The 18,906-nt window shown below is 67.6% G+C and carries 18 protein-coding genes; 5 read left to right on the top strand and 13 right to left on the bottom strand.

What is annotated here, in order from left to right; all coding sequences use genetic code 11:
* Positions 1-9 precede the first annotated feature (9 nt).
* The 3 genes from API01S_RS05660 to API01S_RS05650 are packed head-to-tail and all read right to left on the bottom strand — an operon-like array spanning position 10 to position 3,026.
* Complete coding sequence (locus tag API01S_RS05660) at positions 10-1,110, bottom strand: cupin domain-containing protein (RefSeq protein ID WP_050728765.1); 1,101 nt, start codon at positions 1,108-1,110, stop codon at positions 10-12.
* A gap of 58 nt (positions 1,111-1,168) precedes the next feature.
* On the bottom strand, positions 1,169-2,167 hold the full coding sequence (locus API01S_RS05655; RefSeq protein ID WP_050728764.1) for an ornithine cyclodeaminase family protein: 999 nt from the start codon (positions 2,165-2,167) through the stop codon (positions 1,169-1,171).
* Positions 2,160-3,026 (bottom strand): fumarylacetoacetate hydrolase family protein, encoded by an 867-nt coding sequence (locus API01S_RS05650; RefSeq protein WP_050728763.1) that lies wholly within the window; start codon positions 3,024-3,026, stop codon positions 2,160-2,162. The genes API01S_RS05655 and API01S_RS05650 overlap by 8 nt, the downstream gene beginning before the upstream one ends.
* Positions 3,027-3,241: 215 nt before the next feature.
* Between API01S_RS05650 and API01S_RS05645 the strand changes: the two genes are divergently transcribed.
* The 3 genes from API01S_RS05645 (at position 3,242) to API01S_RS05635 (ending at position 5,361) form a co-directional block, all read left to right on the top strand.
* Entirely contained in the window at positions 3,242-3,973 is a 732-nt protein-coding gene (locus API01S_RS05645) for a GntR family transcriptional regulator (RefSeq protein WP_006219512.1), read from the top strand.
* A gap of 188 nt (positions 3,974-4,161) precedes the next feature.
* A complete protein-coding gene (locus tag API01S_RS05640; protein ID WP_061303516.1) occupies positions 4,162-4,695 on the top strand; it encodes a DUF421 domain-containing protein in 534 nt (177 codons plus the stop codon).
* 99 nt (positions 4,696-4,794) lie between these two features.
* Positions 4,795-5,361 (top strand): DUF4142 domain-containing protein, encoded by a 567-nt coding sequence (locus API01S_RS05635; RefSeq protein WP_061303895.1) that lies wholly within the window; start codon positions 4,795-4,797, stop codon positions 5,359-5,361.
* A gap of 7 nt (positions 5,362-5,368) precedes the next feature.
* Here the strand turns inward: API01S_RS05635 and API01S_RS05630 are convergent, their stop codons facing one another.
* The 3 genes from API01S_RS05630 to API01S_RS05620 form a co-directional block, all read right to left on the bottom strand.
* On the bottom strand, positions 5,369-5,743 hold the full coding sequence (locus tag API01S_RS05630) for a hypothetical protein (RefSeq protein ID WP_156487062.1): 375 nt from the start codon (positions 5,741-5,743) through the stop codon (positions 5,369-5,371).
* 4 nt (positions 5,744-5,747) lie between these two features.
* Positions 5,748-8,264, bottom strand: a complete 2,517-nt coding sequence (locus tag API01S_RS05625) for a cbb3-type cytochrome c oxidase subunit I (protein WP_061303893.1) — start codon at positions 8,262-8,264, stop codon at positions 5,748-5,750.
* Positions 8,265-8,326: 62 nt separating this feature from the next.
* Complete coding sequence (locus tag API01S_RS05620) at positions 8,327-9,325, bottom strand: cytochrome c oxidase subunit II (protein ID WP_084802380.1); 999 nt, start codon at positions 9,323-9,325, stop codon at positions 8,327-8,329.
* 55 nt (positions 9,326-9,380) lie between these two features.
* Between API01S_RS05620 and API01S_RS05615 the strand changes: the two genes are divergently transcribed.
* Entirely contained in the window at positions 9,381-9,851 is a 471-nt protein-coding gene (locus tag API01S_RS05615; protein ID WP_255221293.1) for a c-type cytochrome, read from the top strand.
* Positions 9,848-10,699, top strand: coding sequence for a c-type cytochrome (locus API01S_RS05610; RefSeq protein ID WP_061303512.1), 852 nt, complete (start codon positions 9,848-9,850; stop codon positions 10,697-10,699). Before API01S_RS05615 ends, API01S_RS05610 begins: the two co-directional genes overlap by 4 nt.
* Before the next feature lie 76 nt (positions 10,700-10,775).
* On the opposite strand, the gene API01S_RS05605 is transcribed toward API01S_RS05610, so the two are convergent.
* The 7 genes from API01S_RS05605 to API01S_RS05575 form a co-directional block, all read right to left on the bottom strand.
* On the bottom strand, positions 10,776-11,618 hold the full coding sequence (locus API01S_RS05605) for a symmetrical bis(5'-nucleosyl)-tetraphosphatase (protein ID WP_061303510.1): 843 nt from the start codon (positions 11,616-11,618) through the stop codon (positions 10,776-10,778).
* A gap of 18 nt (positions 11,619-11,636) precedes the next feature.
* On the bottom strand, positions 11,637-11,894 hold the full coding sequence (locus tag API01S_RS05600; RefSeq protein WP_006219515.1) for a DUF1488 family protein: 258 nt from the start codon (positions 11,892-11,894) through the stop codon (positions 11,637-11,639).
* Between the two features lie 106 nt (positions 11,895-12,000).
* Positions 12,001-12,798, bottom strand: coding sequence for a BON domain-containing protein (locus tag API01S_RS05595; RefSeq protein ID WP_006219516.1), 798 nt, complete (start codon positions 12,796-12,798; stop codon positions 12,001-12,003).
* A 273-nt stretch (positions 12,799-13,071) separates the two neighbouring features.
* Positions 13,072-13,740: a ligase-associated DNA damage response endonuclease PdeM gene (gene pdeM / locus API01S_RS05590; protein WP_061303508.1), complete on the bottom strand. Its 669-nt coding sequence runs from the start codon at positions 13,738-13,740 to the stop codon at positions 13,072-13,074.
* A complete protein-coding gene (locus API01S_RS05585; protein ID WP_061303505.1) occupies positions 13,724-16,186 on the bottom strand; it encodes a ligase-associated DNA damage response DEXH box helicase in 2,463 nt (820 codons plus the stop codon). Before API01S_RS05585 ends, pdeM begins: the two co-directional genes overlap by 17 nt.
* Positions 16,183-17,793: an ATP-dependent DNA ligase gene (locus tag API01S_RS05580; RefSeq protein ID WP_061303504.1), complete on the bottom strand. Its 1,611-nt coding sequence runs from the start codon at positions 17,791-17,793 to the stop codon at positions 16,183-16,185. Before API01S_RS05580 ends, API01S_RS05585 begins: the two co-directional genes overlap by 4 nt.
* 20 nt (positions 17,794-17,813) lie before the next feature.
* Positions 17,814-18,818, bottom strand: a complete 1,005-nt coding sequence (locus API01S_RS05575; protein WP_006219520.1) for a ligase-associated DNA damage response exonuclease — start codon at positions 18,816-18,818, stop codon at positions 17,814-17,816.
* Positions 18,819-18,906 lie beyond the last annotated feature (88 nt).

The raw sequence follows: 18,906 nt of genomic DNA, 5'->3' as shown, positions 1-18,906 counted from the left end.
AAGGCGCGATCAGGACGCGGCGGCCAGTTGCGCGCGGTTGCTTTCAAAGCCGCTTTGGCTGCCCAGCGCCAGGATGGGCTCCTGCATGCGCTCCTGCCAGATCAGCGACTCCATGGCGATTTGCAGCGGATGGTCCTGCACCGTCAACGCCGAAGTGGTTTCGGTGCCGGAGTGGTGCGAGTGCATCGCCCAGCCGGGCGCGGACAGGATCAGGTCCCCCGCCTTCCAGTCCAGCCGCATGCCGTTGACCTTGCTGTAGCCGTTGCCGCGCAGGTAATAGTTGATGGCCGACGAGCTGTGCCGGTGCGGCACGTGATGGTTGTCGGGCGGCGACGAGGAAATCGTCGCGAAAAAGCTGTGCGTGGTGCCGATGCGGCGTTCGGTGGCCGGGTTGTACAGCACGAACAGGCGGCGGCCGTTGTAGCCGCGCGCCATGTCTTCCACCGTCGGCAGATAGCGCGACACCGCCTGCCAGGGCCAATGCAGCGCCTTGGATTCCAGCACGTCGATATCGATCAGCCATTCGTAGCCCATCAGCCATGCGCCCTCGGGCGTGATCTGTTCGCGCAGCGCCAGGTCGCGCGAACGCGCGGCGTCCGGCGCACGCGGCGGCACGGGACGGGTGTTGGCGTCGGCGGGCGGCACGTCGCCCTCGAATTCTTCGACGTAATGGATTTCCAGCTTTTCCAGCAAGGGCGCATTCGAGTACGACAAGCGCACCCACGGCGTCTTGCCGTCGTTGCGATACGAATGCACCTGCATGGCCGGCGTATTCCAAACGTCCCAATGCCCCACGCGGATGTCGCGGCCCGCCACGGTGGCCACGCCCTCGCCGCTGATACAGATCTCCAGCATGTTGGAGTTCTTGCGCAGGTTGTAGGTGCGCTCGCCGGGGTTGACCACGTTGATGGTGACGTCGGTGCCGGGGGCAAGACCCAGGCCGGGCGCGGTCGCTTCGGGATGCGTGATGAGCGAGGCGCGGCGGCCGTTGTCGGGCCGGGGCGCGTCGATCAGGCGGGCAATTTCCAGATCGATATCCTCTTTAGGAATCACGATCGACGGCCACTTGTTTTGTTCGCGGGGGCTGGCCCCGCTGACGTCCACGAACATGCTTGTCTCCTCTTGCCGCCGGCGCGTGGCCGGTGCGATGTTGTTGATGAATATCGGTTCAGGGCTGCGCCAGCAGCAGGTTTTCGCGGGTCTGCGGCGGCAGCGCCACGCCCAGCCCGTGCGCGCGCGCATGCTCATGGACCACGCGCGCCATCGCCAGGTCGGACAAACCCATGCCCATGCCCTTGAAGATCGTCAACCGCGCCTCGGACGGGCGCGTCTTGCCGTCGGCCAGCCATTGCCCCAGCACCGATACGCCCTGCCAGGGTGCGCCGTCCGAGCCAAAGCGCTCGCGCAATTCACGCGAACCCTTGCGGGCGTTTTCCAGGTCGTCCACCACCACCTCGTCGGCCAGGCCGAACACGTCCTGGCCGAACTCGGCCTTGGCGGGCAGGATGGCGCCCACGGCGTTCAGGTGCCGGCAGTCGGCCAGCATGGCGGCGTCGATAAACGGTTCGACCGCGCGGGTGATCAGCGTGACGATCTGCGCGCCGGCAAGCGCGTGTGCCAGATCGGGCGATTCCACGATCTCGAAGTCGTACTTGGCCGCCACGCTGTTCACAAAGGCGCGGCGCTTTTCCGGCGTGGGGCTGAAGACGCGCACTTGACGCAGCGGCCGCACCGCCGCCAGCGCGGCCAATTGCGTGACGGCTTGCGGGCCGGTGCCGATCAGCGCGGCCTGCGTCGCGTCGGCCGGCGCCAGCGCGCGGGTAGCCACGCCGCTGATCGCCGCCGTGCGCAGCATGCCCAGCGCGCGCGCCTCGATGATGGCGCGCAAGGTGCCGGTTTCAGCGTCGAACAGGCTGAACACCGAACCGCCGCCCGCCTTGGTGTGCACCCAGGTCTTGAAACCGGCGTAACCGCCCTGCCCGGTCTGGACCGAGCCCAATGCATGCATGGAACTGCCTTCGCCCCAGGTGGCCAGCGTCTTGGGCAGGTTGCGGGCCTGCTCGCGCGCCTGCGCCACCAGCATGTCGGCCAGCGCGTCGATGGCACGGGGGATGTTCAGCGCCGAGACCACGTCCCGTTCCGTCAGATAAAGCAGTGCGTCAGCCACGCGCGTCTCCAGCTTGGTGGGCCGGTTCGTCGGCCACCGTATTGATAAGGGTGCCTACGCCGGGGATGTCGACTTCCAGCGTGTCGCCGGCAGCCATGAAGCGCGGCGGCTTGCGGCTGGAGCCCACGCCTTCGGGCGTGCCGGTGGCGATGATGTCGCCCGGCGACAGCGGCGTGAACGCGCTGATGTAGGCGATGAGTTCAGGGATGGGAAAAATCAGGTCCGACACCTCGCCCGCTTGCATGAGTTCGCCGTTCAGACGTGAACGCACTTGCAGCCGAGTGGGGTCGCCCACTTCGTCAGCCGTCACCAGCCAGGGGCCGATGGCGCCGCTGCGCTCGAAATTCTTGCCGGGGGTGACCTGCGCGTTGTGCTTTTGAAAGTCGCGGACCGAGTTCTCGGCCATACAGGTGTAGCCGGCCACGTACGACAGCGCGTCGCCCGCGGAGATGTGCCGCCCTGCCCGGCCGATCACGACGGCCAGCTCGCCTTCGTAGTCGAAGCGATCGGAGGCGCGCGGCTTCCAGACGTTTTCAAGGTGGCCCACCACGCTGTCGGCAAAGCGGACGAACAAGGACGGATGCGCGGGCAGTTCGCGGCCAGCCTCGGCCAGATGGCGGCCGTAGTTCAGGCCCACGCACAGGATTTTGCGCGGCGCGGGCACGGGCGGCAGCCATTGCAGGCCCGCCAGCGGCCGACAGGGCATGCCGTCGGCGCGCGCTGCGCCCGCGATTTCGTCCACGCCCGCTTCCAATGCCGCGATGACGTCGGGCCATACGTGCGTCAACACCACGACCTCGGTGTCTCGCACCACACCCCAGGCGCTGCGCCCGGCGTCCAAGAAGCTGATCAGCTTCATCTTGTCTCCTGTCCTTTTAACGGCTAAGGCATGCAGCCGAAGATCCGGTTGCATGCATTGGCTGGCTTATTTGCCGCTCTGATGCTGTTTTTCTGAATTATTGCATGCAATTTTGATCAATCGCAATACGTCAGAAGATTTTTGTTGGCTTATTGCATGCAATTTTCTGGGTACACTGGAGCCCTTCCAAACACTCCCAGCCTTTGCCTTAAGCTATGGCCGCACAGATCGATAAAGTCATTTCGGAACTTCGGGACATGGTGCTTTCGGGCGCGTTGCAGCCCGGCGAACGCGTAGTGGAATTGCAGTTTTCCGCTCGACTGGGCGTGTCGCGCACGCCGTTGCGCATTGCGCTGACCGAGCTGGAAAAAGAAGGCCTGCTTGAACGCCTGCCCTCGCGCGGGTTTCGCGTGCGGGCCTTTACCGTGGACGAAATCGGCGATGCGGTGGACGTGCGCGGCGTGCTGGAAGGCATGGCGGCGCGGCTGCTGGCCGAACGCGGCGCGTCGCAAGAGGTGCTGGACCAGTTGACGCAGGCGGTCGAAGAAGGCCGCGCGCTGCTGGCGCCCGCGCGGCGCGACCCCAACACCACGGTGGACGCGCGCGCCTGGGGCCAGATCAACCGGCGTTTTCACGAAATCCTGTGCGCCGCCAGCGGCAACCGCGCGCTGTTGTCGGCGCTGGAACACAACAACAAGACGCCGCTGGCCGGCCCCGCCGCGCTGACCTTGCCGTCCACCCCTTCCCTCTTGGAAACCCCGTTCGTGCTGCGCGCGCAGGCGGACCACGAAGACCTGCTGCGCGCCATCACGCGGCGGGAAGCGGTGCGCGCGGAAAACCTGATGCGCGAACACGCTTACCGCAGCCGCGAGAACAAGCGTGTATTGCTGGAATCCTTGCGCGGGTCGCTGTCGGCGCAACCGCTGCTGGCCGACAGCAGCGCCTAGGCGCAAGCGATCGGGTTTGCTTCGACGCAATCCTGGACGGTTACCCGCAGTCGGGTGACGGCAGCGGGCAGGCGCACTCATCGGCGCGCAAGACGGCGCAGCCCTCCGTCGACCGCCCGATCAGGCACGGCAGTTGCTGAAATTGCGGCAACGCCGCCGGCGCGCGGCGCTCTTTCGCCGTCGCCAAGATGACAGACATCGCTGAAATATTTGCACTGCAAGCCGGGTTCGCGGAAATGATTGTTCGCGGCACGACCATGTATTGGGTGCTTTACGCCCTGCTGCGTATTTCAGGCCGTCGTGACATGGGTTCGTTGGGCGTGGCCGACCTGCTCGTGCTGGTGCTGGTGGCCGATGCCGCGGGCAACGCCATGTCCGGCGATTCCTATTCGCTGGGCGACGGCATCATCGTGGTTACCACTATCGTGGGCTGGAGCTATGTTCTGGATCGCCTTTGCTATCGCTTTCCGCGTTTGCGCCGCGTGCTGGAGCCGCAACGCATCTGCCTCATCCGCGACGGCCGCATCCTTGTGGCAGGCCTGAAGCGTGAACACATCAGCCGGGCGGAACTCATGGAACAGCTGCGTCTGAAAGGCGTGGGCGATCTGACTCAGGTCAAGCGCGCCTATCTTGAATCCACCGGTGAATTCAGCGTGATCAACCACAAGGATTCCACGTCCAGCGAGGCGTCCACGTTGGAAGAGTCCAAGCCGCAGCCTTGAGAATACTTGGGGCGCGCCATCCATCAGGAACGCGATTTGCTGGGGTGAACCAGGGAAATGCTTGTCAACGGCGCGCCGCGCCACCCTTGGGAGACCTATATGAAAACTCGCACCCTCACCGCCGCTCTGCTTTCGATTGCCGTGCTTGGCGCCGGCACCACGGCGCTTGCGCAACAGACCGCGCCCGCCACGCCCGCAGCGCCGATGGCCGCCGATTCCAAGCTGGACAGCAAGGATCGCGACTTCCTGGAAAATGCCGCGCAGTCTGGGCATATGGAAGTCGAAGGCAGCAAGCTGGCCTTGAAGAAGTCGCAGAACGCCGAGGTCAAGAGCTTCGCCCAGAAGATGATCGACGATCACGGCAAGGCCGGAGAGAAGCTTGCCGCGCTGGCCAAGAGCAAGGGCTATGACGCACCCACCGAGCCGTCGCTGATGCAGCAGGCCAAGTTGAAGACGCTGGGCTTGCGTGATGATGGTTTCGACAAGGCCTATGCCGAAGGCGTGGGCGTGGCCGCACACGAAGACGCGGTTAAGCTGTTTGAAGAAGCATCGAACCAGGCCAAGGATCCGGAAATCAAGCAGTTCGCCACGGAAACCCTGCCCACGTTGCAGCAGCATCTGCAAATGGCGAAGACGCTGGAACAGAGCGTCAAGAAAGCGCCTTGATATTGCGCTAGCCGCAGGCCGTGACCAGAAATACTGGCACGGTCTGCCAAACGACCGCCAACCCGGACAACAGACACAGCGCCCCGGTCAGCCAAGCCCGAAAGCGGGCTGACGCCGGGGCGTCGTTGTATCCGTGTGCGCGCTGCCGCTGGGCAAGCGCGGCGGTGGCCGTCAGGGCCGCCAAGGCGGCCACGCTTGCGGCGACGATCAACCACGACGACACGGGCAGCGGCCCGGCGTGCTGCGCGAGCAAGGAACCGGGCCGCGCGCACGCCAGCGCATTGACGATATAGATCGCCAGGAAATGCGCCATCCAGATTGTGGGGCCCAGTATCGGCAACAGGAGTTGACGCACGGCAAGTGCAGGCTGGAATCGTTGCATGGCCCTACCCCGCCAGCAGGGGAAAGGCGTGCACCAGACCCAGGCCCACCAAGCCCTGCGCCACCGTGTAGTGCCACATCACCATCGTGCTGTGATAGCAGGCACGCCGCGTGTCCGACAGCCTGCCGGCCCAGGAACGCGTCACCGTGAATACGGCCATGGTAGCCACCAGCAGCGCGAATACCGCCTGCAAGCCGGCGACGGAATAGACGGCCGCCGCATAGGCCGAGGCCTGAGGCCGCAGCCCATGCGCCCAATGCCCATGCAGTTCCATCGCCGACGCCAACCCCAGCAATACGGCCCCGGCGATCAGGCCGGCACGGACCCGGCCTTGCTGGCTCTGCCGTAGCCATGGTCCGCAGCATGCCACCAGCGCGGCGGCCGCCAGCAGCAGGCCGGCGGACAGCAAGGGTTGCGCCATGCCTGGCAGTTCGGCCGGGACGGGCCACGCACTTGGCGAGGTAGTCCACAAGAACAGATAGGCAAAGCACAAGCACCCGAAGATGCTGGCGCACACAACGGCCAGCAGGCTCATGGCCCAGCCGTAATGCGATGACGCGCCGGCGCAGACCATCGGCACGCGCAACCCTGCGCCGATGTCCACGGGCGGGTAGTCCGGCCCCGTGTCCGCGTCCCACAACCACCGCCACAACGAGGCCACCGCCAGGACGCCGCAAGCGCCCGCCAGCACATGCATCTTGAACGTCAGCAACAAGAAAAAGCCCGCCGTGCCCAACGCGGCCAACAGCGGCGCCCAGCCTGGACCCGGCAAGGGCAAGACATAGTCGGGTTGCGCGTCCAGGGCGCTTGTCACCAGGGTGGATCTGCGCCCTGCCGGCGCGTGCGGCAGAAAATGGTGGCCGGCGGCCACCTCGCGCGCCAGCCCGGGCTGGTCCCACAAGGGTTCGCGCGAACTGACTCGCGGAATGCTGCGCAGACCGTAATCGCCGTTGGGCAGCCATTCCAGCGTGCCGGCGTTCCAGACGTTGCCTGCGTGATGGCTGCCCCCGGGTCGGAAGTTGCGCGCCAGATCCCAGATGAACACCAGCACGCCCGCTGCAATCAGGTACGCGCCCACCGTGGACACCATGTTGAGCAGACCCCACCCCTGGCTTTCCGCGTAGGTGTAGACACGGCGCGGCATGCCGGCCAGGCCGGTGAAGTGCATCGGAAAAAACGCGACGTTGAAGCCGACGAACATCAGCCAGAACGTCCACCGCCCCAATCGTTCGGATAAGGCTCGCCTGCTGATCAGCGGCGTCCAGAAGTAGAAGGCCGCGAACAGTGGAAACACCATTCCGCCAAACAACACGTAATGCAGATGCGCCACGATGAAATACGAGTCGTGCGCTTGCAGGTCGAAGGGAATGACCGCCACCATCACGCCCGTCAGCCCGCCCAATACGAAAATGAAGAAAAAGCCCAGGATGAACAGCATCGGTGTCTTGAGCGGGCGCAGGCGCAGCGCGGCTGCGATGGTGGCGATCCAGGCAAAGACCTGGATGGCGGTCGGCACCGACACCGCCATGCTCGCGGCCGACGCAAAGCTGGCCGACAGCGCGGGGATGCCGGTGGCGAACATGTGATGCACCCAAAGGCCGAAGCTTAAAAACGCGGTGCCCACCACGGCCATCACCACCCAGCGGTAACCGACCAGCGGCACGCCGGCCATGGCGGGGACGATCATCGACACCATGCCGGCCGCAGGCAGGAAGATGATGTAGACCTCGGGATGGCCGAAGAACCAGAACAGGTGCTGCCATAGCAACGGGTCGCCGCCACGCTGCGCGATGAAGAACGGCATGTCGAAGGCGCGTTCCAATTCCAATAACGCAGTGGCCACGATGACGGCGGGAAACGCGATGATCACCATGCCGCAGAACACCAGCATCACCCACGCGAAGATCGGCATCTTGTCCAGGCTCATGCCCGGCGCGCGCGTGCGCAGGATGCCGACCGCCAGCTCGATTGCCCCCGCGATGGCGGAAATTTCGATGAAGCCTATGCCCAGCAGCCACAGGTCGGCGTTCATCGCGGGCGAATACTGCGAGCCGGTCAGCGGCGGATACATGAACCAGCCGCCGTCGGGCGCCAGGCCGAAGAAGATGCTGCAAAAGAACACCAGCCCACCGACGGCGTAGGCCCAATACGCGTAGGCCGAGAGGCGGGGAAACGGCAGGTCGCGCGCGCCCAGCATGTTCGGCAGCAGCAACACGGCTACGGCCTCTACCGCTGGCACGGCAAACAGAAACATCATCACCGTGCCATGCATGGTGAACAGCTGGTTGTACAGCGCGTGGCCGATCAGGTGGCTGTCGGGCGCGGCCAGTTGCGTGCGCATCAGCAGCGCCAGCACGCCGGCCAGCAGGAAGAACAGGAACGCCGTGCCGATGTAAAGCAGCCCTATCGACGTGTTGTTCACAACGGTCAGTACGCGCCAGCCGCTGGGCCGCCGCCACGCCTGGGCGAGCGCATCGTGTTCGCCCTCGGGGCGTGGTAATGGATTGGGCAGATCGGCCATCGGCGCGGCGGCGGCGGGTGGCGCTTGCGGCACGGTGGCCGCGAGAGGCTGGGCGTTGTCGCTCACTTCAGGCTTTCCAGATAGCTCGCCAAGGCGCGCAGATCCTCGCCCGACAGATGGTTGAAGGACGGCATGGCGTTGCCCGGCTTGATGTGCTGGCTGCCCGCGATCCAGCCCGCCAGCGCGCCCACGTTGTTGGGCAGCGTGCCGGCCGCCAGGGACAGGCGGCTGCCCACGTGGGTCAGGTCCGGGCCGTGCGCGCCCGAGGCCGGCGTGCCGCGTACGGTGTGGCATTGGGCGCAATCCTGCTGGAACCGCTGCTCGCCCCGACGCAATGAGGGTCCCGCGGGCATGGCCGGCCGGGCTTGCGCGGCCTGCCAGGCCTGGAACGCATCCGTCGTGATGGCGGCCACGTTGAACTTCATGTTGGCATGTTGCGCGCCGCAGTATTCGGCGCATTGGCCAGTGAACGTGCCTGCGGTTTGCGCCCGCACGCGCATGCGATTGACGCGTCCGGGAATCATGTCCAGCTTGCCGGCCAGCTCGGGTATCCAGAAGCTGTGGATGACGTTGTCCGATTTCAGGTCGAATTGCACCCATTCCCCTACGGGGATGCGGATGTCGTTGGCGGTCTCGAACAGGACGGCGCCGGAGGCGTCCAGATAGCGCACCCGCCACCACCAGAGTTCACCCGTGACTTCGATGCGCACCGTGGCGGCTGCGCCGGCCCGCGCCAGCGACGAGCCGGCGCCAAGCACGTAAACCAGCAACGCCGTCAGCGCGATCACGGGAAATGCAATGCCCGCGCCGACGATGAGAGCGGGGCTGGCCAGCCGCCGCCGTAAAGGCGCCGGTCCGAACATCGCCAGCGCGACCAGCGCGGCGACCATCACGAAGATGGCCGCCGCACCGACGAACAGTACCTGCGCGATATCGGCAACGGCGCTGGCCCCCTCGCCCGCCAGCCCCGCCGTTGCGGGCGCGGCGACGGACGAAGACGCTCGCGCCGAGCCCGCTACCGGTGGCGCGGAGGCAAGCACATAGGAAAGGTTCGCGGCCATGCCGCGCGTCAGCATGCCGCGTACCCGGAGCCGGTTTTCCAACGTGGAACAAGACTTGCTGAACCTTCGCAATTCGAATCAGGCCTTGCGGCAGGTAGACCTCTTGCGCATCCCCGCTCACCCTCCCCTCATCATGTTGGGCGTCGCCGCGCTGTCGCTGCTGGCCGCGTGCGGGGAAGAACGCGAGCCTTTGGCCCAGGGCCTGTCCGCCAGCGCCCTGCCCCAAGATGCCGACTCTGCACGCGGGCGGGCGCTGGTGGTCTCCCGGGGATGCCTGGCCTGCCATGCGATACCCACGGTGCGCGGTCCTTCGTCGGCAGTCGGCCCTCCCTTGGGCGAGATCGGCAGCCAGGCGTATTTGACGGGGCTGCTGCCCAACACACCCGCCAATCTTGTGCGCTGGCTGATGGATCCTCCTGCCATCAATCCCCGCACCGCCATGCCCAACGTGGGCCTGACTCAGACCGAAGCGCAGGACATCGCCGCCTTCCTGCTGTCCCAACCCTCAGCCAAGGAGGATCGATGAGACGCTGGACCCGGATCGCCACCACCTGCGTGGCCGCGATGACTGTCGCGGGCGCGGCGGTGGGCGGCGCGGTCGTGTACTTCGGTTGGTATGACGTCAGCGCGACGGGCCCGCATACTGTACCGGTGCATGCGCTGTTGGATGTGGCGCTGACGCGTTCCGTCAAGTTGCGGTCGGCGGACATCGCGGTGCCCGAGCTGGACGGTCCGGAACGCATTCGACGCGGCGATACGCTCTTTCGCGCCAATTGCGTGCAATGCCATGGGGCGCCGGGCCAAGCACCCGAACCGTATGCGCTGGGGCTGAACCCCGCGCCGGCCTCGCTCGTGGCCAGCGCCCGCGAGCGGCCGGCCACGGAAATCTTCTGGATCGTCCGCCAGGGCATCAAGATGACGGGCATGCCCGCGTGGCAGTACCGCTTGACCGACGAGCAGATCTGGGACGTGGTGGCGTTCATGCGAGTGCTGCCCACGCTGTCGACGCAGCAATACCGCCACGCTGCGCCTGACGCCGACCCGCCCCCCGCCCCCAAACCCGCGCCGGCCGCCGACACGCGGCTGGGCGATGCGATGGCTGGGCGCGACGCGCTACAGCAATACCTCTGCGTGACCTGCCACGCCATCCCCGGCGTGCCCGGCGCGCGTCATCACGTGGGGCCGTCGCTTGAGGGCATGGCGGATCGTTCCCGCATCGCCGGCGTGGTGGCCAATTCGCCCGAGAACATGCGGCAATGGTTGATGGATCCGCAGGGGGTGAAACCCGGCACGGCCATGCCCGAGCTGGGGCTGCGCGAGCAGGACGCACGTGATATCGCCGCGTTCCTGCAAACGCTGTCCCGTTTCGACTAGCCGCAACCGCCGCCTGACAGACACTGTCGCGCTCTGCTCGGTCCGAGCCGCAACTTGGGACGCGCGGGCGAGCCTGTCATGACCGCAACGCATCGTTGCCTACCTGCAACAGCTTGCGATCCCCCAGCCGCAACGCCGTCAGCACGCCGCCCGTCACGCAGCCGGTGTCCAGACAAGTGACGTCGCGCCGCACCAGCAGTCCCAGCGTCGCCCAATGGCCGAAGAGGACGGACGTATCGGCGCACTGCCGCCCGGGCACGTCGAACCAGGGTAACGTGCCCTGCGGCCAGCGGCCCGGCGTGGCCTTGGCGCCCAGCGCCATCGCGCCGTCTCGGGTGCAAAGCCGCATGCGGGTAAAGCCGCCCACGATGAAGCGCAGCCGGGGTTCGCCATGCAGCTTGGTGCTCCAGGCTCGAGGCGAGCCGCCGTGCAAGGCCCGCATCGTGTCGCGCCAATGTGCGCCTCGCAGCGCCGCCTGCGCCTCTTCGGCCAGCATCTGGGCAGTGCCCAGATCCCACTCCGGCGGGATCCCGGCGCGTACCAGCACGTGGCCGGCGTCAGCGTGCATCAGCGGAAGGCGGCGCAACCAATCCAGTAGTGCGGGCGCGTCCGGCGCGGCGAGCAGGTCATCCAGCGTGTCGCGCCGGCCGGGGCGCACGCAGCCCGCCGCGATGGCGAGTGCGCGCAGGTCGTGGTTGCCCACCACCACAGTCGCCCGGTCGCCCAGCGCCATGACGCGGCGCAGGGTGGCGGCGGACTGCGGGCCCCGGTTGATCAGATCGCCGACGAACCAGAGGCGGCAATCGGGCTCATCGGCAATTTCGGGCCTAGCCAGCAGCGCATCCAGGTAATCGGCGCACCCATGCACGTCGCCGATCGCCCATATCGACGCTGCGCCAGAGGATGCCTGCGTGTCCATGTTGGCCCGGTGCGCCTCTCAGGCGAAGTCGCCCTCGCCCAGCAGGATGGGGCCGTCGGCCGGAACGCCCTGCGCGCGATGCGCGGCATCTTGCAGGGCCGGCGCCGCGCCTTCAAAGGCGCGCAGCAGCTCGTTGGGGCTGTCATCCGCCGCGCCGAAGCGCTCGCGCAGCACGTCGCCAGAGATTTCGAATTGGCGGGTGACGCCGTCCGTTTCCATGTTGAACAGGATGGCGCCGTCTTGCGCGTGAGCGCCGGTGGCTTTGGTGAATTTCATCGTGGGATCCTCCTTGATATCGTCAGGTCGGCCCGCCGTCGGCCGGACGCTTGGCGTCGGCATTCATCGCGGGCGTGTTGCGGGCCGAGGTGTCGTCACTGCGCCGTCATTCCCGGCCGCCGCCGATGGCGGTGTCGCCCGAGGCAATCGATTCTCCCTTGCCGGCAATGCGGATCCGGTTGTCCACGTCCTGCACGCCCGCGCAGGCATCGGTGCAGTCTTCGATGCGGTGCTTGGTGCGGCGGTCGGGCGCGGTGCCTTCCAGCGTGACGCGGCCATCGGCCACGCTGACTGACACGTCGCTCACGTCCAGGCCGCTATGGGCGAGGTATTCGCAGACGTTTTCGCGCACGCGTTCGTCCGAGCGCGTGTAGCCCTTCGGGTCGGTCCGGAACGAGCCTCGGTCGCGCCAGGCGGTGGGCCCCCGGTTGTAGCCGCCGCGTTCGGCCGTTTCGAATGACATGCCGGGCTCGTCGCCTCCGCGCGGGCGGTCACCGTAATAGCCGCCCTCTTCATCGCCGTAGGACGTGGGGCCGCTGTAGGACGGGTTGCGCGAGCCGTAGACCTGTTCGCGCTGATAGGAAGGGTCTTCGTTGCGGAAGCCGCCATAGCTGCTTTGGCCGGGATCGGCGCTGCGGCTGCGCAGCCCGCCCCGGGATTCACGCGTACCGGGCGCGGGCCGGTTGCCTTCGCCCTGATAGCCATATGAGGGAGCCGGGTCATGCCAGGGTTCCTGGTTGCCGGCATTGCCGCGTCCTTGCCAGCCGGGATTGCGATAAGGATCGCCTGCCGAGCGGCCACGTTGATGGGCTTGCCGATAGGGATCGGCCCGCCCGGCGTCGCCCCCGGGATCGCGTTCGAAATCATCGTCATGCCGGGGCGTGTACCTGGGGTCACGGTTCATTGTGAGTCTCCTGTGTAGGTGGGACCTGCCTCGCACGAACCGGGTTTGGCCCGTGCGGGCGCCTGTCCGGTACGCAGCAAGTGGTGTGCCGCCCCACCGTGGCGCAGCCGCCGGCTGGCCTCTGGCGCTACCCTCCTGCACTTCTTACAACGACGGTAATAAGTGCCGGGTCGGCAGGCCGCACTTGAGTGGCCAGGCCTTCGCCATTGGCGGGCCGCAGCGCAAGGCTCATGGTCCGGTAGCGCGTGGGCGGCACGGGCGCATCGCGGCTCGCTAGAGGCCCAGCGGCACCACGCCGCCCTGCACGCAGGCGACCAGCGCCTGCCCGGCGCGCGCATCCACGGCGTGCCCGCCCGTAAAATCCGAGAACGCCGGCAGCACCGTGACGCCCGCTTGCAGCCAGAAGGCCGGCCAATGGCGCGGCACGCCGGGCAAGCGGGTCTTGGGATGCACGTGGCCGGCAATCACGTGCCGGCCTTCGGGGTCGGGTTTAGGCAAATGCCGGAACAGGAACGGGCCGTCGGCGCAGGCGTCGCCAAGCTGCCGCATCCCCAGCGCATCGCCTTCCAAAGCGCGGTCGTGATTGCCGATCAGCACCGCCACGTCCAAGGCTGCGTGGTCACGCCGCCATTGGGCCCAGTCTTCGCGCCAGTCCGCTTGCGACATCGGCCCATGCAGCACGTCGCCCACAATCCAAAGCTCGCGGGCGCCCGTCTCTGTGACCAACTGCGTAAGACGATCCAGATCGCCTTGAGTCGCGCCGCGCGGCACGGCGATGCCCAGTTGGCGAAAGACGTGGCCCTTGCCCAAATGCAGGTCGGCGATGACCAGCCGCGCACGCGCCGGCCAGTACAGCGCGCGCTCGCCCAGCAGCAGCACCGCTTCGCCGGCAAGCGTCAGGGGCAACGCCCGCGTAATCGCGTCGTCATGCGATCCGCGCATAGCGCTTCTCCAGTTGGGCGGCGGCGCGCTTGACGCGCGCCTGCCAGCTTTCGGTGCTGAGTTGGCCGCGCAGGCTCTCGGTCCAAAGGGGAAAGGACAGCGGCGTGAGCGCGCGCGGTCGGCAGAGGTCCAGCGCGCGCGTTTCGCAATCCTGCAACGCCGCCAGCAGCCGGGGCGCTTCCAGCTGGTTCTCGAATACCTCGCGTTCGGCCTGCGCCAGCAGCAGATGGTCGGGATCGTAGCGGCGCAGCACGTCGTACAGCAGCCCGCTGGAGGCCTGCACCTGACGCAGCGAACGCGCCGCCCTGCCCGGCAACGATGGCGTCAGCAAGCCGGCCACGCGGGCAATTTCCCGAAACTGCCGCCGCGCCAGCTCGCCCAGGTTGACGCCGTCGCGCAGGTCGGCGGCCATGTCCTGGGGGCTGATCAGCTCCCGCAGCAAGGCGTCATCCAGCGTGGCGGGCTCGGCCAGCGTCAACATCAGGCCGTAATCGTTCACCGTATAGGAAAACGTGTTGGCCACGCGCCGCCCCCAGCGCAGCGCGATCATGGCGGCCATGCCTTCGTGCACCGCGCGGCCGGCGAAGGGGAACAGGAACAGGTGCATGCCGCGCCGCGTGGCGATCAGTTCGGCCAGCAGCCGGCCCGGCGCGGGCAGCGCGCTGGCTTGGCGCTGAATGCGCAGCAAGGGTTCGACGGCGCGCATTTCGGGGTGGTCGCCCGGTTCGGCGTACAGGCTCTGCACCTCGCGCGCCAGCTGTGTGGACAGCGGCATGCGCCCACCTTGCCACGTCGCCACCGGCCCATCGCCGCCCTTGGCGCGCCGCACATAGGCCGTCATGCCTTCCAGCCGCGCCAGTTCCAGCGTGCGGCCGGCAAACTGGAAGCGGTCGCCGGGCCGCAGCCGCGCCAGAAAGCCCTCTTCCACCGAGCCCAGGCCCCCGCCGCGCAGGTATTTCACCGACACCGCGCCGTCCGACGTAATGGTGCCGATGGACAGCCGGTGGCGCAGCGCGATGCGGCGGTCGTGCACCCGGTAGCAGCCGTCTTCGTCTTTTTCCACGCGCCGGAATTCCGGATAGTTCGACAAGGCGCGGCCGCCTTGCACGATGAAATCGAGCACCGCCTGCCAGGTGGCCGCGTCCAGCGCCGCATAGGCGTGCGTGCCGCGCACTTCCTCGTAGAGCGCGTCGGCACTGAAGCCGCCGCCCAGCGCCAGCGTGACGGCGTGCTGCGCCAGCACGTCCAGGCTGCCACGCGGAGGGGGCCGACCTTCGATCTCGCCGCGCGCGATGGCCTGGCGCGCGGCGGCGTACTCCACCAGTTCCAGCGCCTGCGCCGGCACGCAGAGCGCGTGGCCGGACTCGCCCGGGCGATGTTTGGCGCGGCCCGCGCGCTGCAACAGCCGCGCCACACCCTTGGGACTGCCCACTTGCAACACCTGGTCCACCGCCGGAAAGTCCACGCCCAGGTCCAGGCTGGACGTGGCCACCACGCAGCGGATGCTGCCGTCGCGCAGCCCTTGCTCGGCGCGCACGCGCAGGCTGGGGTCCAGCGATCCGTGGTGCAGCGCCAGCGTGGCGGGGTCTTCCGGCCAGATGGATTCCAGCGCGCGATGCCAAAGTTCCGCCTGGGCGCGGGTGTTGGTGAACAGCAGGCTCGCCCGCACGTCGAACAGCCGCTTGTACACGCGCGGCAGTTGCGACAGGCCCAGGTGCCCCGCCCATGGCAACGCGCCGCTGCGTTCGGGCAGCAGGGTCGACAGGGTCACTTTGCGCGGCCGCGCCCCGGCCACCAGCGCGCTGGCGGGCTGATGCGGCAGCAGCACGTCGCGCGCTTCGTCCAGATTGCCCAAAGTGGCCGACAAGCCCCAGGTGCGCACGTCAGGCGACAGACGCCGCAGCCGTGCCAGGCACAGTTGCAGCAACACCCCGCGCTTGTTGCCCAGCAGTTCGTGCCATTCATCCACCACGATGCAGCGCAGCGCCCGGAAGCGGGACGAGGCGTCCGCGTAGGACAAGAGCAGCGCCAACGATTCGGGCGTGATGACCAGCACGTCGGCCTTGCCCTGACGCGCCAGCCGCTTGTCGCGCGCGCTGGCGTCGCCCGTGCGCAGCGCCACGGTCCAGCCCAGCGCCAGATCCGCCACCGTCTCGGCCAGGGCGCGCGCCGTGTCGGTGGCCAGCGCCCGCAGCGGCGTCACCCACAGCACGCGCGGCCCCTCCCCCTTCGTGGGCGCGGCGCCAGCCGGGTCGGCCAGCGCTTGCAGAAGCGGTCCGCCAAAGGCCGCCAACGTTTTGCCGCTGCCGGTCGGCGTGTGCAGCAGGCCGGATTCCCCGTCCAGATAGCGCCGCCAAGTTTCCTTCTGGAACGCCGCCGCACGCCAGCCGCGCGTCTTGAACCATGCCGTCAGCGGCGCATCCCAACCGCGCGCAGTTGGCTTCATCGCGCCAGCGCCTTGAGCGTGTCCAGCTGATCGGCCTGATCCGCCGGCTTGTCGCGCCGCCATCTGAGGATGCGCGGAAAGCGCACCGCCACGCCGGACTTGTGCCGCTTGGACAGGTTGACGCCTTCGAAGCCCAGCTCGAAGACCTGCACGGGTTCGACCGAACGCACGGGGCCGAAGCGCTCGCGCGTGTGGGCCCGCAACCAGCGGTCGAGTTCCAGGATTTCCTTGTCGTCCAAGCCTGAATACGCCTTGGCGATGGGCACCAGCGCGTCGCCCTGCCACAGCCCGAAGGTGTAGTCGGTGTAGAGCGTGCTGCGCCGGCCGTGGCCCGATTGTGCGTAGAGCAGCACGGCGTCGATGGTCAGCGGGTCGATCTTCCATTTCCACCAGTCGCCGCGCCGCCGACCGCTTTGGTAAGGCGCGGATGCACGCTTGAGCATGAACCCTTCGACGTCGCGTTCACGCGATTCCAGGCGCAAGGCGGCGGCGGCCTGCCAGTCGGCGGGCGATACCGTCGGCGACAAGGACAGGCGCGCATCGGGATGGCGGCGCAGCAAGTTTTCCAGCAGCGCGCGGCGTTCGGATTGCGGGCGGTCGCGCAGGTCTGTGCCCTCCAGCTCCAACAGGTCATAGGCCAGCATGCGCACGGGCGCATCGGCCAGCCACTTGGGGCCGGGTTTGAGCCGCTGAATGCGGGTCTGCAAGGCGGAAAACGGCATCGGCCCGCCAGCGTCTTCCTGCCAGGCCAGCAATTCGCCGTCCAGCACGCAGTCCACTTGCAGCGCGTGGGCGGCGGCTTCGACTTCCGGAAAGCGGCCATCCAGCCGTTCTTCGCCACGCGACCAGAGCGCCACTTCGCCATGGCGGCGGATCAGCTGCGCGCGGATGCCGTCCCATTTCCATTCGATCAACCAGTCATCGATCGGCCCGAGCGTGGCCGGGTCGGCTTCCAGGGGCGATGCCAGGAAGAACGGATACGGCTGCTGGCGGTCGCCGGGCAATTCCTCGGCACTGAGCAGATCGCGCAGGAATGCGGGGCTGGGCGACCACGTGCCCAGCATGCGCTGCGCGATACGCGCGATGGGCACGCCGGACATTTCGGCCAGCGCCTGCTGCACCATGCGCTGCGACACGCCCACCCGTAGCGCACCGGTCAGCATCTTGTTGAACACCAGCCGCTCGGCCAGCGCCATGCCGCGCCAGGCGTCCACGATGATCTCGCGGCGTTCGGCTTCGTCACGGTTGGCGATTGGCAGCAGGACTTCTTCGATCCAGTCGGCCAGGCCGCGCTCGGGAGCGGTCTGATCAGGCTCCGAGTCGGGCATCAGCAAGGCCAGCGTTTCGGCCAGATCGCCGACCTGGTCGTAGCTGGCGTCCACCAGCCATGCCGGGGTGTCCGAGGCGGCCGAGGTCCAGGCGCGCAGCTCGGTCGAACCGGCGATCTTGCGCCGCGCGCTGGTGATCTTGCCCCCTGCCAGCAGGTACAAGGCCCATACGGCATCGCGCGGCGGCGCATCCCGAAAATACGCCACCAGCGCCGCCCGCTTGTCCAAGGTGGCGGTACTACGGTCCAGTTCCTGATACAGCGCCGCGAATCGCTTCATGCTTGATGGGGTCTCCCGGGTCAGTCGTCTTCACCGTACTGGGTGGCCAAGGTCTCGGCCTTTGTACCGGTGTCGTTCAGGATGCGCACGAGCGCGTCAGTGTCGCCATGGGTGGCGATGACGCGGCGCGCGCCGGTATCGCGGATGGTGCGCAGCAGGTCCGGCCAGTCGGCGTGGTCCGACACGACGAAGCCGCGGTCCATGTTGCGGCGGCGGCGGTTGCCCCTCAAACGCATCCAGCCGGACGCAAATCCGTGCTGCGCGCGGCGAAAGCGTCGCAGCCATGCGCTGCCGGCGGCGGACGGCGGCGCCAGGATCAATTCCCCCGCAAAGCCCGACCCGGCTGCGGCGGGCGCACCATCGGCGTCGATGACCAGGCGGGTGTCGGCCATGGCGATGCCGGCCTCCCGGTACACGTCCACCCCGGCCGCAATCGCGCCATGCAGGTAAACGGGCCGGTCGATCCAAGGCGCCAGCTCGGCCAGCACGCGCTGCGCCTTGCCCAGCGCGTAGCAGTACAGAATGGCGGCTTCGCCGCGCGCGGCGCAGTGGTCGCGCCACTGCACGATGTCGCGCGCGACTTCGGACGTGTCGGGCCAGCGGTAGATGGGCAGCCCGAACGTGGCTTCGGTGATGAAGGTGTCGCAGGGCACGACTTCAAAGGGGCTGCACGTGGGATCGGGCTGGCGCTTGTAGTCGCCCGACACCACCCACACCTGCCCCTTGGCCTCGATACGCACCTGCGCCGACCCCAGCACGTGGCCGGCCGGGTGCAGGGACACGCGGGCATCGCCCAGCGTGAAGGCCTCGCCATATTCGTGGATGCGGTAATCCTGCTGGCCCAGCCGCCACTGCAAGATGGGCAAGCCGGCGGCGCTGGTGTGATAGCAGCCCATGCCGGCGCGGGCATGATCGCCATGGCCGTGCGTCAGCACCGCGGTCTCCACCGGCCGCCACGGGTCGATGTAGAACCGGCCCGCTGGACAGTACAGGCCTTCAGGCCGCAATTGCACAAGGTCTTGCATCGAACGCGCTCCGGGCATGAGTTGTGCTGATAAGGGTGTCGCTAGTTTTTTTCACGATACTTCAAGAGGTCTTATGCGCACGAAGCAC

Source organism: Achromobacter piechaudii NBRC 102461 (assembly GCF_001571245.1).
In the GTDB taxonomy this organism is placed as follows: Bacteria; Pseudomonadota; Gammaproteobacteria; order Burkholderiales; family Burkholderiaceae_B; genus Achromobacter; species Achromobacter piechaudii.
This window is presented reverse-complemented; position numbering and strand designations above follow the sequence as displayed.

What these genes read in the sequence shown, in the direction of transcription:
- API01S_RS05660 (WP_050728765.1), bottom strand. Translation starts at nt 1,110, where the DNA reads ATGTTCGTGGACGTCAGCGGGGCCAGCCCCCGCGAACAAAACAAGTGG.
- API01S_RS05640 (WP_061303516.1), top strand. Translation starts at nt 4,162, where the DNA reads ATGACAGACATCGCTGAAATATTTGCACTGCAAGCCGGGTTCGCGGAA.
- API01S_RS05585 (WP_061303505.1), bottom strand. Translation starts at nt 16,186, where the DNA reads ATGAAGCCAACTGCGCGCGGTTGGGATGCGCCGCTGACGGCATGGTTC.
- API01S_RS05635 (WP_061303895.1), top strand. Translation starts at nt 4,795, where the DNA reads ATGAAAACTCGCACCCTCACCGCCGCTCTGCTTTCGATTGCCGTGCTT.
- API01S_RS05630 (WP_156487062.1), bottom strand. Translation starts at nt 5,743, where the DNA reads ATGCAACGATTCCAGCCTGCACTTGCCGTGCGTCAACTCCTGTTGCCG.
- pdeM (WP_061303508.1), bottom strand. Translation starts at nt 13,740, where the DNA reads ATGCGCGGATCGCATGACGACGCGATTACGCGGGCGTTGCCCCTGACG.
- API01S_RS05620 (WP_084802380.1), bottom strand. Translation starts at nt 9,325, where the DNA reads ATGGCCGCGAACCTTTCCTATGTGCTTGCCTCCGCGCCACCGGTAGCG.
- API01S_RS05595 (WP_006219516.1), bottom strand. Translation starts at nt 12,798, where the DNA reads ATGAACCGTGACCCCAGGTACACGCCCCGGCATGACGATGATTTCGAA.
- API01S_RS05605 (WP_061303510.1), bottom strand. Translation starts at nt 11,618, where the DNA reads ATGGACACGCAGGCATCCTCTGGCGCAGCGTCGATATGGGCGATCGGC.
- API01S_RS05645 (WP_006219512.1), top strand. Translation starts at nt 3,242, where the DNA reads ATGGCCGCACAGATCGATAAAGTCATTTCGGAACTTCGGGACATGGTG.
- API01S_RS05600 (WP_006219515.1), bottom strand. Translation starts at nt 11,894, where the DNA reads ATGAAATTCACCAAAGCCACCGGCGCTCACGCGCAAGACGGCGCCATC.
- API01S_RS05610 (WP_061303512.1), top strand. Translation starts at nt 9,848, where the DNA reads ATGAGACGCTGGACCCGGATCGCCACCACCTGCGTGGCCGCGATGACT.
- API01S_RS05625 (WP_061303893.1), bottom strand. Translation starts at nt 8,264, where the DNA reads ATGGCCGATCTGCCCAATCCATTACCACGCCCCGAGGGCGAACACGAT.
- API01S_RS05650 (WP_050728763.1), bottom strand. Translation starts at nt 3,026, where the DNA reads ATGAAGCTGATCAGCTTCTTGGACGCCGGGCGCAGCGCCTGGGGTGTG.
- API01S_RS05575 (WP_006219520.1), bottom strand. Translation starts at nt 18,818, where the DNA reads ATGCAAGACCTTGTGCAATTGCGGCCTGAAGGCCTGTACTGTCCAGCG.
- API01S_RS05580 (WP_061303504.1), bottom strand. Translation starts at nt 17,793, where the DNA reads ATGAAGCGATTCGCGGCGCTGTATCAGGAACTGGACCGTAGTACCGCC.